Source organism: Nitrosophilus sp. (genome assembly GCF_982775275.1).
Window position 1 is genome coordinate 1 of sequence record NZ_CEXZHP010000023.1, and the last position, 13,863, is coordinate 13,863.

9 protein-coding genes are annotated in these 13,863 nt (G+C 31.8%); all 9 read right to left on the reverse strand.

From position 1 onward, the window contains the following. Window positions 1-61: 61 nt before the first annotated feature. The 9 genes from AC30RD_RS02320 to AC30RD_RS02360 are packed head-to-tail and all read right to left on the reverse strand — an operon-like array spanning window position 62 to window position 13,722. Entirely contained in the window at window positions 62-3,133 is a 3,072-nt protein-coding gene (locus AC30RD_RS02320; protein WP_489492563.1) for an efflux RND transporter permease subunit, read from the reverse strand. Next, window positions 3,123-4,238 (reverse strand): efflux RND transporter periplasmic adaptor subunit, encoded by a 1,116-nt coding sequence (locus AC30RD_RS02325; protein WP_489492564.1) that lies wholly within the window; start codon window positions 4,236-4,238, stop codon window positions 3,123-3,125. The genes AC30RD_RS02320 and AC30RD_RS02325 overlap by 11 nt, the downstream gene beginning before the upstream one ends. Beyond that, window positions 4,238-5,557, reverse strand: a complete 1,320-nt coding sequence (locus AC30RD_RS02330) for a TolC family protein (protein WP_489492565.1) — start codon at window positions 5,555-5,557, stop codon at window positions 4,238-4,240. The genes AC30RD_RS02325 and AC30RD_RS02330 overlap by 1 nt, the downstream gene beginning before the upstream one ends. Continuing rightward, on the reverse strand, window positions 5,554-6,351 hold the full coding sequence (locus AC30RD_RS02335; RefSeq protein WP_489492566.1) for an acyl-CoA dehydratase activase: 798 nt from the start codon (window positions 6,349-6,351) through the stop codon (window positions 5,554-5,556). The genes AC30RD_RS02330 and AC30RD_RS02335 overlap by 4 nt, the downstream gene beginning before the upstream one ends. Beyond that, window positions 6,348-7,628, reverse strand: a complete 1,281-nt coding sequence (locus AC30RD_RS02340; protein ID WP_489492567.1) for a double-cubane-cluster-containing anaerobic reductase — start codon at window positions 7,626-7,628, stop codon at window positions 6,348-6,350. The genes AC30RD_RS02335 and AC30RD_RS02340 overlap by 4 nt, the downstream gene beginning before the upstream one ends. After that, a complete protein-coding gene (locus AC30RD_RS02345; RefSeq protein WP_489492569.1) occupies window positions 7,618-8,583 on the reverse strand; it encodes a 4Fe-4S binding protein in 966 nt (321 codons plus the stop codon). The genes AC30RD_RS02340 and AC30RD_RS02345 overlap by 11 nt, the downstream gene beginning before the upstream one ends. Further along, on the reverse strand, window positions 8,573-10,870 hold the full coding sequence (locus AC30RD_RS02350) for a 4Fe-4S binding protein (protein ID WP_489492570.1): 2,298 nt from the start codon (window positions 10,868-10,870) through the stop codon (window positions 8,573-8,575). The genes AC30RD_RS02345 and AC30RD_RS02350 overlap by 11 nt, the downstream gene beginning before the upstream one ends. A 10-nt stretch (window positions 10,871-10,880) precedes the next feature. Beyond that, complete coding sequence (locus AC30RD_RS02355) at window positions 10,881-11,531, reverse strand: urease accessory protein UreH domain-containing protein (protein ID WP_489492571.1); 651 nt, start codon at window positions 11,529-11,531, stop codon at window positions 10,881-10,883. A gap of 10 nt (window positions 11,532-11,541) precedes the next feature. After that, window positions 11,542-13,722, reverse strand: coding sequence for a TonB-dependent receptor (locus tag AC30RD_RS02360; RefSeq protein WP_489492572.1), 2,181 nt, complete (start codon window positions 13,720-13,722; stop codon window positions 11,542-11,544). Window positions 13,723-13,863: the final 141 nt, after the last annotated feature.

The following is a 13,863-nucleotide window of genomic DNA, read 5'->3' on the forward strand; positions in this document are numbered from 1 at the left end:
TTTATAACCTTAAAACTATAACAGTTGTAAAATTTAAATCAAAATTTATTTTAATATAATATTATTGTCTTAAATCTTCAATAATTACATATAAAGATGGGACTAGTATTAGAGTTATAAACGTTGCAAATAAAATCCCAAAACCTAAAGATAAAGCCATAGGTATCAAAAACTTAGCTTGTCTTGAAGTTTCAAAAATCATTGGCATTAAACCAGCAAAAGTTGTGATAGTAGTTAAAATTACAGGTCTAAATCTTTGAATAGCGGCTTCTTTTGCCGTTTTAAGTGCGCTAAAGCCAAATTTTTCCTTATACTCGTTTGCAAATTTGATCATAATTAAAGAGTCGTTTACTACTATTCCTGATAATGCTATTATCCCAAAAAGGCTTATAACGCTTAAACTGTATCCCATCAATAGATGCCCTAAAATTGCTCCTATAATACCAAAAGGTATACTTATCATTACAATAAATGGCTGAATATAGCTTTTAAAAGGTATAGCTAAAAGTATGTAAATAATAGCTAAAGAGATTATAAAGCTAAATTTGAGGCTAGATAGATTTTCTCTCATTTCTGTCTGTCTACCTTCGAAACTATAGCTTATATCAGGAAACTCTTTTTTTATCTCTTTAAGAACACTGTCTTGTAAATCATTTAAAACTTCCAAAGCTTTACTTCTAGGTCTTATGTCAGCTTCTACGGTAATTACTCTTTTACCGTCTTTTCGTATAATCTCCGTTGGAGAATATCCCCATTTAATATCTATAAGATTTAAAAGGGGAACTTCTGTTCCATCTTTGGTGGTAAGATACATATTGTCAAAATAATAAAGAAGTTTTCGCTCTTTTAAAGGAGTCTTTGTCATAATTTTAACTTCGTCCGCTCCTACTATAATCCTTTGAGCCTCATATCCGTAAAATCTACCTCTTATTTCTCTAGCTATTGTTTGTGCGTCAAAACCTAAAATATAGGCTAAAGGTTTTAGAACAAATTTTATCTCCTCTTTTGAGCTGGAAATTCCTGTATCTATGTTGAAAACTCCGGGATAGTTTTTTAAACTTTGTGCGACAATTTTAGCCGCCTTTTTTAATACACTTTCATCAAAATGGCTAAGCTCTACGGCAATTGGCGAGCCGTGAGCACCTACAGAAGCGCTGGAGAAAAATTGTAGAGTCTCGACTCCTTCAATTTTTCCAGTAAGTTTTCTCCACTTTTTTCCAAACTCCATAGTTGACATTATCTCTTTTCTAATATCCGGATCTGCAAGGTAGACTCTAACTTCTGCGCTGTTTGCACCTCCTCTACCTACTCTTGCATAGATTCCTTTTACAAGTTCATCTCCTCTATCAATGCTATTTTTAAGTTTTTGGGCACTTTTTATGAGATTTAAAACCGCTTCTTTGGTCTTTTCTACGTCGCTACCAGCCGGAAGTCTTATATATGCTCTTACATAGTCTGATTCAGTGTCTGGAAATAGTTGCATACCCATTCTACCGCTAAGAGCATAAGAAAGAGCAAGAACAAATACAGATAAAAAAAGAACTATAGTAGCGTATCTATATTGTAAAACCAAATTTAAAAATTTTCCGAAACTAAATCTTACCCATTTTCTAAAAGCTTTTGAGAATCTCTTTTGAAAGGTTGCTTCATTTTTTTTGACGGAGTATGTTAAGTGTGAAGGTAATATAAATATAGACTCAAACCACGATATTGCAAAAACAGCTGTTACAACAAGAGGAATTGCTTCAAAAATCTTTCCAGTAACTCCTGGAACAAAAAGTATAGGCATAAAGGCAACAATATTTGTTAAAATACTAAAAGAGACAGGGATTGCCATCTCTTTAGCGCCAATTACCGAGGCATTTAGAGGTTTACAGCCTTTTTCTCTATATTTATATATATTTTCGCCAACTACTATCGCGTCATCGACAACGATACCTAACGCTATAATAAAAGCAAATAAAGAGATCATACTAATAGATATATCTATAATAGGAAAAAGCAAAAAAGAACCTAAAAATGAAATTGGAATTCCCATCATTACCCAAAAGGCAAGTTTTGGTTCTAAAAACAAAGACAAAGTTATTAGAACCAAAACTAAACCTAACGCAGCATTTTTTAAAAGTAGTTTTACTCTATCTTCAAAGACGTCAGCTCCACTAGAGAGGACTTCTAAGTTAAGATTTGGAGGTAAGAACTCTTTTGCAGTTCGTAATTTTTCGTTAACGATTTTAGATATCTCTATTGGTGAGAAATTTTGTGGATTTCTTACCTCCATTCTGATAGCCGGTTTTCCGTTGTAAAAGGCAAAATAGTCTTCATCTTCGAAAACTTCTTCAATTTTGGCAATATCTTTTAATTTTACTATTTTGCCCTCTTTTGTAGTGATAATAGGAATGTTTCCAAAATCTATAGGTTTTTCTCCTCTTTGAGAAAGTTTAAGTATTATTTCTCCTCTGGGTGTTTTTACAACGCCAGAAGATAACTCAAGAGAGTTGGCTTTAACTAAATCACTAATATTTTTAGTGCTTAGTCCATATTTTCTTAAAATATCGTTTTTTATCTCAATACTTATTTGAAGAGGTGATAGACCATATATATCGATTTTAGAGATTTTTGGATTTGAAAGCAGATGGTATTTAATTTTAAGAGCGTATTTGTATAAAGAGATCCTATCGCTATGACCATATAGAATCAGCGAAATTGTTCTTCTCTCGTAACTTCTTTTTGTAATTAGAGGTTTTTCTGCTTCTTTTGGGAAAGTTCTTATTCTATAAACTGCATTTTCTATATCATTTTGTAATATTTGAAGATCATATCCTTTAAAAGCTTCTACATCTATGGTAGCGCTTCCTTCTTTTGCAATGGCTTTATATCTTTTAATTCCTTCAACGGAACTTAACGCCTCCTCAATGGGTAATATAATAGCTTTTTCTATTTCTGAAGGAGATGCTTGTGCATACGAGACTCTTATGCGAACTTCGTCTCTTTCATAATCTGGGAAAACTTCTTGTTTTACGTATCTTAGCATAAAAAGTCCGCCAAAAATTAAAAAGATCATCAAAAGATTGGCTACAACAGGATTTTTTACCATCCAACCGATAGGAGTATTAAAATCGGCTTTACATCTCATCTTTCGCCTTTGAGACTCTTACTCTCATATTTTCAAAAACGTTGTTCAGATTGCTTGTGACAATCATATATCCTTTAAGATCTTTGGCATTTATGTAGGTATAATTTTTATCTTCCCAAAGCGGTTCACTATGAATAATATGTAATAAATTGTCTTTTACTAACCAGATTTTGTTATTGGCTCTAAGGGCATATCTTGGAATTTTTGCTACGTTTTTGATTTCTTTGCCTACAATATATGTTTTTATAAAATCATTTAAAAATATCTCTTTGTTTAATGGATCTTTTAAAAGAAAGATGAGTTTTGCCAATTTACTAGTGTCGTCTAAATCTTTTTTTATAGAAAACAAGGGAGCTTTTATATTATTTTCCAATAAAGCATAAGAATTTTTTTCAATATATTTCAATTTTTTTGGTTCTATCAGAGTTTCTATCAAAAATTTGTCAGCTCTAACAGTTTTTAAAAGAGTTTTAGATGTGGAAACCACATCTTTTAAAGCTACAAAACTATCAAGAACAATTAGGTCGAATGGAGCTTTTATTTCACACCTTTTGATTTTTAAAAGTGTTAATTTAAGATCGGCTTTTGCAGCTTTTAATTGTGCTTTTGCATCTTCTAAATAAGGGATTCTTAAAATAAACTCTTTATCTTTTTGACTGACATTACCATCAAAATATTTAAACTCCTCTTTTGCTCTTTTTTGTTTTTGAATCTCTTCCAAAAGGATAAGTTTAGCTTTTTTTAAAGCGGCTTCTTTTTTCTCTTTTTCCAATAAAAAGTCGCTATTGTCTAATTTTATCAAAAGTTCATTTTTTCTTATCAATGCTCCTTGAACTATTTTTGGATTTATCCAGACTACTTCAGAGGAAACTCTAGATTTTATCTCTAAAATTCTAAAAGGAGTTACTTTTGATAATTGAAACTCACTAAAATTGAAATCTCCTATAACCGGCTTTTGAACTTTTACCATAGGCGCCCATCTTTTGTGGTGAACTCTTTTGTGCATTTTCGGTTTATGCGTAAGCCATTGATAGGATTGATATAAAGATATTAAAAAAATTATGAAAACAATTATATAAAAGAGCATTTTAAAAATTTTTTTCATTATTTATCCTTTTGCCATCCAGAAGTTGTTGCTTTATAAAAATCGACTATTAAAAGCAAAAGATCTCTTTTTGCTTTTAAGATGCTATTTTGGTCTTCAAGTAATTGAATTTGGCTATCTATTAGGCTAGAATAGTTGCTTTCTCCCGCTAAATAGGCTTTTTTAGTTATTTTTAGATTTTTTTTATCGTTTATAGTTTTTTTATTTAAAAAGAGTAAATATCTTTTTTGATCCTCTATCTTTTTTCTAATTTCTACTGCATCTTTTGTTGCTTCCAAAAGCGCTTGTTTATATTGATATAGTAACTGTTTTGTTTTGTGTTCGGCAGCTTTGGCAGCGTTTTTTTTCGATTCTTTGTCAAATATTGCGGCACTAAAGGCGGCTGAAACGCTTAAAAACCAGTTATCAAAAAGTCTAGAGATATTTTTCATATCTGAACTTATCGATGATGTAATGGAAAATGATGGATATTGATCTTTAATAGCCGCGCTATAGGCGTAATCTTGTGAAATTAGCTTTAAATAAATCGATCTAATATCTGGTCTTTGGGCAATTTTGGATACGCTAATGTTTGGTATTTTTATATCTGTTTTTAAAAAGCGAGCTTTAATAAAAAACTCATTTTTAATATCAAGAGATAGTAGAGTTTTAAGAGAGTTTAAATATATCTTTTGAAATACTTTTGTATTTTTTAGTTTATATTCAATATTTTCTAAAGTTGTCTTTTGATTTAAAATATCGGATATTTTCACATCTTTACTTATATAGCTACTTTTTAAAAAATTTAGTTTTTTTAAAGATAGTTCCCTTTTTTTTGTTAAAAGCTTTTCGTTTATTTTTTCATAACTTAAATAGATATAGTTTTTGACAATTTCACTGCTTATAAGTATTTTAGCAGCTTTTAGATCTTCTTTTACTGAACTATATAAATTTAACTTCTCTTTTGTTTTATCAGATAGTTTTTTAAAAAAATCTACTTCATACTTGAAAGTAATAGAACCTTCTATATTTTGTTCTTTATAATTTTTGCTATCTTCTAAATAGCTATCATTTATAGAAATATTTAAAGTAGGATAAAGAGAAGATAAAGAGTTTTTATATATATATTTATACTCTTTAATTTTCTCTTCATAATATTTTAGATCGTAATTTCTTTTTAAAGCTTTAGATATTAAGATATCCAATTCTTTATTTTCAAAAACAATCCACCATTTTTGTAATTTTTGTTTTTTCGGACTGTATTTTGGAATGTTAAGTTTCCTTTTTTCTACATAACATCCGCTTATTAGCAATACGAAAGCGAGCAATATAAATCTCATAGTTCTTCATAAGCCTCTTTTGCTAAAATTGCTGCACCGTAGGCGGTGGTTATTTGTGGATTTTTTGGGATAGCGAGTCTTCTTCCCAATTCAAACTCGATGGCCTCTACAAGCCCTTTATTTAGTGCAGGTCCACCGTCAAAGTAAATAACATCGTTAAGCCCAACTTTTTTTGCTAGTCTAATTATTCTTTTAGCGATAGAGTAGTGAATGCCCGCAACGATATCTTCAATTTTGTGTTCATTGCCTAATAACGAGATGATTTCAGATTCGGCAAAGACGGCACACGTGCTATTAATAGGAAGAGGCGTTCCATTTGACTTAAAATGATAATCTCCCAATTCTTCAACTCCTATTTCAAGTTTTGCGGCGGCAACGTCTAAAAATTTACCTGTTCCGGCGGCGCATCTATCGTTCATAGCAAAGTTTACCACATTTCCTTCCTCATCCAGCGAAATTGCTTTTGAATCTTGTCCTCCGAGATTTATGATAGTTCTAATGGTTCCAAATTCTTTTCCGGCATGTCTAGCTCCAATTGCATTTGCGGTAATTTCACTAATAGTTTCGTCCGATTCTTTAAAGAGTTTTCTTCCATATCCTGTTGAAACTATATATTTTATATCTTCTATTTTTAGATTGATCTCTTTTAGTAAAAGTTCAAGATTTTCTTTGGCGTATTTGTAAAACATACTTCCGCTTCCAGCTATTTTAGAACCTAAAATCTCAAGTTTATCGTTTATTATAACAATTTTTATAGCAGTTGAGCCAATATCGATCCCCGCAAAATAGTTCATCTTTTTTTTCTCCTTCTAACTTTTAAAGATTCTATAAAGGCTTCGATTCTAGTTGAGAGTTGTCCACCTTGAGCCGGACTGTAATCGGACTCTACATATAACATAGGGATCCCAAGACTTTCCATCTCTTTTGCTATACTTCTTTGCTCCATTTCATAAACTTGACAACCCGCAAAAGATTGATAAACCACTCCTTCTACATCATAATCAAAAATTAATTCTTTGAGTCTTCTTTTTCTATCTTCGTTTTGCGTAAAGATAGGGCAGGTGCATCCTTTGAGATATCGATCTGCTACTGCATCGACCATATCGTACATAAACCACTCATCTACAGATACCATGTCGTTTAATAATCTGTTTGCTGAACAGCTTTCATCGGCAACTATAATTCCATCGGATAGTTCTATCATTATTGGTAATTTTAAATTTGGAAATATTGGAGGAGAACCGGTATAAAGGATCCTTGGAGATCTTTTGCCGGCCGGATTGTATTTGACTTTTGCCTTATTTTTTACCTCTTCATAAACTCTTTTGACAGCTTCTGTCCATTTTTCGATATCATCGAAAAAGAAGGCGTTAGTTATTAGAAACATATCTTTTCCTAAGATAGGAGAAGGTTTTAATTTTCTAAGTTCATTTAAATCGTGATAAATCTTTTGAGCTTTGCCTACCTTTTTTATCGCCTCTTTTATCTTTTTTCTATTAATTTTCACACTTAGCTCTTTTTGGATATCTTTGGTAAATTTTCTAATAGTTCTTCGCCAATATTCTCTGCTCTCTTCGCTCTCTTTTACTCTTGGAAATTCAAGATGGAACATTTCATAGCCCATATCTTCTATCATCGATATAGCTTTTGTTTTTTGATCGCAAGTGGTAGGGTGTATTATTAGATCTAGCTTTTGAACTGCGGGTATATTTTTGTTAGATAGCATTCCGAGTGTAGCTTTAACCAAAGAACAAGATTTTGTAGGCATAAACTCCCCGCCAAGCTGTTCGTCTGTATAAAAGCCGTTGCATAATCTAACGGGTATTGCACCGGCTGCGTATATGATTTCGTATGGAACCTGTATGCACATAGTTCCAACTGTTGGTTTATCAAAATGTAGTTTCTCTCCTTTGCAGTAGATTTTTTCATAAAGATTGTAAAAATAGCTCATAGATTCTAGATTGTCTTTAAAATCGTTTTTAAGAGAGTCTAAAATTTTTACTGCTTCCATGGCTTCATGGCGCCTATGTCTTATTTTTTGATCTTCAATTTTTCTTAATCTATTTGTCATCTTCAAACCCCATTCTTTTTGCAAATCCGCCTTTTGTTGATTTAAATATAGTCCATTTAACTATATCTACTTTTAAAGCATCCTCTTCGGGACACGCGCCGACGCATTTCATACAAAAGATACAGTCATCTCTTAAAATATTTTTACTTGTTACATCATCCGCGATATCTTTAATCTGCATATCGCAAACCCTATAGCAGTCACCGCATCTAGTACATTTTAAACCATCTTTTTTTAATCTTAAAAGAGCAAATGGACTAAAAATATAATGCATAGCGCTCATTGGACAAAAAAAACAAAAAAATCTTTTTTTTATAAAGGAACCGATAAAAAATAAAATAGTAAATGTTATGCCAAAAGCAGTTAAAAACATCGCAGTTTTTGATGAAAAATCTATATACCATTGACTAAAGTCGCCAACAAACATAGGGGTTATTACTCTACCTGGACACATTTTACAAAATGCAGCTCTCCATTCTCCATTAAGTAGTCCGGCTCCTATCATTAAAGGAAATATTATTACAATAACTAAAAAAATATATTTGATCTTTTTAAGTTTTTCAAATTGACTTTGGGTATAGGTAGAGTAGGGTATTTTAAAAAACTTTCGCAAAGATGTAATCCAATCTTGTATAGTTCCAAGAGGACAAATATATCCGCACCAAGCTTTATTGAATATGATAAACCAAGCCAAAAAGGTTAAAAAGCCGGTTAAAACTCCAATACTTGCATAACTAAAAAGTCTGTTCCAATTTCTAGCCAATTGATGCTGTAAAGGCATAAAATAGCACATCCCTCCGTTTTCATCGTTATAACCGCAAGAAAACATCGGCATTTCTCTTCCAAAATCGATAGCGAGATAACCGCCGTATATAAAAATGATAAAGAAAAAGAGCTGTATCCAAAATCTAAATTTTCTAATATCGATCTTATTGATTTTTTCTTTAATCTTCATCTATTCGTACCTCTTTAAATGGTTTTTGCGTTTTAAGTCTGTAAAAAAGAACTCCTGCGCTTATAGCTAAAAGGAGTATGATAGAGATCAACAGTGCGTAGGCGTATGATTGAAATTCGTTTCTGTTTGGAGAGTATGTTCCGTAATAGGTTGCTTCATATATCTTGTTATCCTTTTCATATTTTGCAGTAACTAAAAACTTTTCTCTATATCTTTTGTTAAATTTTTCTATTGGAGGGTAGTAATCTTTTATAAGTTTAATGGAGGCGATGCCTTTGTCGTTTGTAAATAGACTTTTTCCCCATCCAAACTCTGTCTTTAAGGTGACTTTTGCGTTTTTTAGAGGTTTGTTGTTAAAAAGAACCAAAAATCTCACCTCTTCTCCGGTGGTTAATCTTGAGTAGAATGTTTCGTTGTCGTTTCTTAATCTTAAGATATCTATAGGTATAGATTTGTTAGTTTTGGGAGCCATCTTGTTTTTATCGTAAACTGCGTGTTCAGAGTGGTCAAATCTTTTAAACTCAAATTTAGCTACTTTTATGTAGTTCTTGTTATCTTCCTTAAATTCTCCTATGTAATATAGAGTATAATATCCACTCTTTGGCATCCTGTAAGTTAGACTTAAACAACCTCTCTTTTTTGGATGTAGGCGTTGTGTCTTAGCATCTGCGTCTATTAGGAGAAATTTTCCTTCTATTTTAGTGACGTATTTTGGAGAGTTTAGTTCGCCACTAACGATATAGACTCTCTTTTTAGGTACTTCTGCTGGTTCTCTTCTAACATATGCTCTTCTTTTTCCAAGCCTATCTGTTAACCAGATGGTATCTTTGTAGGTTGGGACAATCTTTTGGATATTTTGGCTTTTTTGCTTCATATAAGTTGCAGCGTTTTGATGGCCGTGTCCTCTTGGTTTTCTGCCATAAGTATCTATTACATAATCTCTATATAGATTTACTGAGATAAAAAAGATTATAAGTAAAGAGGCAAAAGGAAAAGCCAAAAATTTTCTCATCTTAGTAGATTCAATCAGCTCAAATCTTCTATATAAGATGTAAAATGCCCATATGACTCCTATCCATTTAAAAAGATGAAAAATTTCCAGCCATTTATCTCCTCTTTTAGCCAAAGGCGATATGTCGACAGAAAATCCAAATCCCCATGCTAAACCTTCTACTATTCTTTCGTAATTGCTAGTAAAGAAAAACTCAAGTGCGTGACCTAACGAGGCGAAAATAAAAAGAGGAGCAAAAGCGTAACCGAGAGTATAAAAGGTGGTTGAAAACTCTTTTTTAAAAATTTTTGAGGCTATCCACATCCCGATAACCGCAGCTAAGATTGTAAATAAAGTAGCGTATAAAAATGCGAATATTCCAACAATATCGGCATTGCCAAAATCTATAAACTTTTTAAAAAATTGAGCCGTTTTGAACCAGATAAACTCTTCTGCTATGTTGCTTCTTCCAAGTCCATGATGAAAAGCCATAGATATAGGAATGGCGGCTAAGATAAGTATATATACCCAAACTTCCGCTTTTAAGATTTTAAACTTTTTATATAGAGAAAAACCGGGTTTTGTAAATCGAAAATTGATAGCTGCGCAAGATTTAGTACACTCCATACACAAAGTACAATCACTCATAGAGTTTTTCTTGTTAAAGTTAAATGGGCTTAGTCCATATGGGCAGCTTTTAGCACAATCAAAAGTTTTACACTCTTTGCAGGCTTCCTGGTATGAGCCAAACCAGGTAAATGAGAGTTTAGAATAAGCTCTAAGAGCGGTACCTATCGGACAGATATATTTACAATAACTCATATCTTTATAGAGATAGTAAAATAAAAAGGCAACAACTGTCATTACCGTAAAAAGGATTGCGCTTCCAAGAGGGGTTCTGTAGACTCCAGGAAATATATAGTAAACTCCCCACCATCCTAAAAATAGAAGCATTATTCCTATATATCTGTTTTCTAACCAAGAGGGCATTCTCTTTTTTAATCCAAAATTTGTGATATATTTGCCCAAAAAGCCGTGTGGGCATATACCGCAAAAGATTCTTCCAAAGGTTGGTAGTGTGGTTACTATAAAAAGAGGCCAAAATATTCCCCAAAATACTGCTCGCGTAAAACTGTTCTCTTTTGTAGGCTCAACAAATCCTAGATAGATTGCGTAAAAAAAGAGTATTAGCGCCAAAATCCTTGCGGTTAAAATAAACTTTTCGTTTTTAAAAATGGTTTTTAAAATAGGTATTCTAAATATATCGTTTGTGGCTCTTTTAATGTATTTGACCATCATCTATCCTTTATAGTTTTATATTACCTGCAAGTATCGATACACCCGTTATAAAAAGTAAAAGTGAGGCCATTAATTGAATGAATTTTTTGTAACTTGTAAACTGAATTAATAGCTCTTTTATTATTGGTGATATAAAAAAGCCGTAAAATAGCAATGAAAACATCACTGCACCGATTCCAAAAAGTAATCCGTAAAGCAGTGAAACGATTGGTGAACTGCTGCTTGCACTAAATGTGACTAAAGTTAAAACCGGAGCACAAAGATTAAAAGAGAATAAAAAACCCAATATAAAAAAATTGCTATTTTCATGTTTATTTATTTTGCAAGAGTTTCCGTGTTTTTCTTTCTTTAAAATAGTTTTATAAAAGATTCTAAATGATAGAAATATTACCATAAAGCCCGTTAAAAATTGCCATACTTCGCTATTTTTGAGAATATTTTTTAAACTCAAGGAAACAAAATATGCTAAAAAAGAGATAATTGTATATGTTAAAATTCTTCCTAAACTAAAAAACGTAACTATTTTTAAAGATGAACTTAAACTAGAAGAGTTTGTAATTAAAATAGGTAAAAGCAACGGGGCGCAGGAAAAGAAACAGACCGAAAGTCCATATGACAGGCCTGTAACGAAAATTGTCAAAAACGCCGCCGCTTCCATATTTTAATCTTTAAAAAGAATATTTTAGGCCGACATAATAGACTCTTCCAGGATCAACGGTGATACTTGCATCTTCGGCATCAAGCTTTCCATCTCCGCTTCTATCGCTAAACAGATAAACAGTTCTATAATATTGGTTATCCGTGACGTTGTCGGCCTTTACAAAAAACTCTAAATCGTTTCCTTTAAATTTAGTTTTGTATCTAGCTTGAATATTTAATACTCCGTATGAAGGCATTTTTACAAAGTTTGTTTCATCTGCGTAATAACTAGATTGCCAATACCATTCTGGAATGAAAGTAAGTTTAGGCGTAATTTTAAAATAAGTTAACAGGTTGATTTTATGGTGAGGAGTTCTTGGGAGTTGATTTCCTGAAATATCATATGTTTTGTCTCCTGTAGAGCGATATAATGGATCCAAATCAACTGTAAACGGAATATGTGAAGTATAGTATGCATCTAAATAAGTATATGATAATTCAAAAGCTGCTTTTTTAGTTTTATCGCTACTTAAAGATAACTCTATACCTTTATTCCTTGCGTCACCGACATTATCAAAATATACGTTTGAACCGTATGAATAATATGTTCCTCCGTTTCTCGCGATTATATCTTTTGTATCTAAAATGAACGCACATAAATCATATGTAAACGTATTATTTAGTGCATAATGTTTACCTCTTAAGCCTATTTCATAATTTATCGTTGTTTCTGTATCTATATCTGGATTATTTTGGGTATATCTGTCAGGGTCAAAATCTGCTGCAAATAGTTCATATACTCTAGGATTTCTAAAACCGGTGGAAATATTTGCATAAAAAGTATTTTCTTTATTTATTTGATACGTGGCACCAATTCTATAAGAGATATTTTCAAAAGTTTTATCTCTAGTGATTTCAGAAAGTGTCCAGTCGGTTCCGTTGTAATCATAATTTTTTGATTCATATTCATATTTATCGTAATCATATCTTGCATTTGCAACTAGTGTTACTTTAGGGTTTAACATATATTTTATCTCTCCGTATAATCCGTATCTATCTTCGATATTGTCTGAATCGGACCATTCTCCTTCATAATAACTGCCTCTATAGCTTGAATAAGTAACCGTAGTTATATCATAAGATTTAAATTCTCTTTGTCCAATATCTAAACCTATCATATAAGCTAAATTTTTTATGGTAGATCTATATTCGCTTTTGAATCCTTTTTGATAGATATCTTCGCTGCTATCTCTAGTATAAGTATCTTCATATCCGTCTCCGTTTAAATCTTGAGGTGAAGCTTCATATTCGTATAAATCGATATAATAATAAAAATTAACGAGAAGATTTGCATTATTTTCGAAATCTTTATTATATGTTATAAAATATTTATCTATATCGGAATAGTAATCATGATTCCACGGTAAGTCTTCGTCATCAGCTCCTGTTGGGTTTGTTTTTGCTGCGGTTACTCCAGTTACGCTTCCTCTAGAACTTTCTTCATATTTTCTTGTTATATCTATTCCAAATGTAATTTCGCTCATTTCGTCAATGAAATATGTAAATTTACCGCTACCCGATTTTGTCCAATTTTCGCTCATATCCCAATAACCGTCTGTATATCTATAAGCGGCTACAAGATTTGCCATAAAATTTTCTCCACTTTTATATGCCGAGGCTTTATAGTTTTGATAAGCGTAACTTCCGTATTCAGCTTCTATTGTAATATCATTTCTATTTTTTGGTTTTTTAGTTGTAATTATAATTGCGCCAGCCAAAGCATTAGGTCCATATAGGTATGATGCTCCACCTTTTATAACCTTTATACTCTCTATTTCATCTAAGTTAAATTTAACTTTCCCGCCATTTTGTAAAACTGGAACACCGTCTATAACAATTGCTACACCAGTATCTTCCCACATAAATTCCTGTTGACCCACACCTCTTATGTGTATTTCGACAATGTCACCGCTTCTAACGTCAGCAGTAATTCCAGGAATCGTCTTTAGAACTTCGTTTATGTTTTTAGGATCAATTATTTCTATTTTTTTTTCTTCGATTATATTGACTGTTGAAACTTCTGTTTTTGGATTTGTAAAAATATCTTCTATGGTCGACGATTCTATAACTATATTTTCTAGTTCAACCTCTTCTGCACATATAACGGATGAGAATAAGGCTAGTCCGAGAAACAAAAGATTTCTTTTCATGATAATATTCCTTGTTTTTTGATTTTAAATTTAACATTAAGCGAAGTATAATTTATGAGTGTTAAATATATGTTAAATATTAATTTAGTTTTTATATAAAATTTTAAAAATTATAAAAATGTCACAAAGAAAATTAAACTT

Excerpts from the sequence above, each read along its gene's own strand:
- AC30RD_RS02345 (WP_489492569.1), bottom strand. The coding sequence starts at position 8,583 with ATGAAGATTAAAGAAAAAATCAATAAGATCGATATTAGAAAATTTAGA.
- AC30RD_RS02330 (WP_489492565.1), bottom strand. The coding sequence starts at position 5,557 with ATGAGATTTATATTGCTCGCTTTCGTATTGCTAATAAGCGGATGTTAT.
- AC30RD_RS02350 (WP_489492570.1), bottom strand. The coding sequence starts at position 10,870 with ATGGTCAAATACATTAAAAGAGCCACAAACGATATATTTAGAATACCT.
- AC30RD_RS02320 (WP_489492563.1), bottom strand. The coding sequence starts at position 3,133 with ATGAGATGTAAAGCCGATTTTAATACTCCTATCGGTTGGATGGTAAAA.
- AC30RD_RS02325 (WP_489492564.1), bottom strand. The coding sequence starts at position 4,238 with ATGAAAAAAATTTTTAAAATGCTCTTTTATATAATTGTTTTCATAATT.
- AC30RD_RS02360 (WP_489492572.1), bottom strand. The coding sequence starts at position 13,722 with ATGAAAAGAAATCTTTTGTTTCTCGGACTAGCCTTATTCTCATCCGTT.
- AC30RD_RS02340 (WP_489492567.1), bottom strand. The coding sequence starts at position 7,628 with ATGACAAATAGATTAAGAAAAATTGAAGATCAAAAAATAAGACATAGG.
- AC30RD_RS02335 (WP_489492566.1), bottom strand. The coding sequence starts at position 6,351 with ATGAACTATTTTGCGGGGATCGATATTGGCTCAACTGCTATAAAAATT.
- AC30RD_RS02355 (WP_489492571.1), bottom strand. The coding sequence starts at position 11,531 with ATGGAAGCGGCGGCGTTTTTGACAATTTTCGTTACAGGCCTGTCATAT.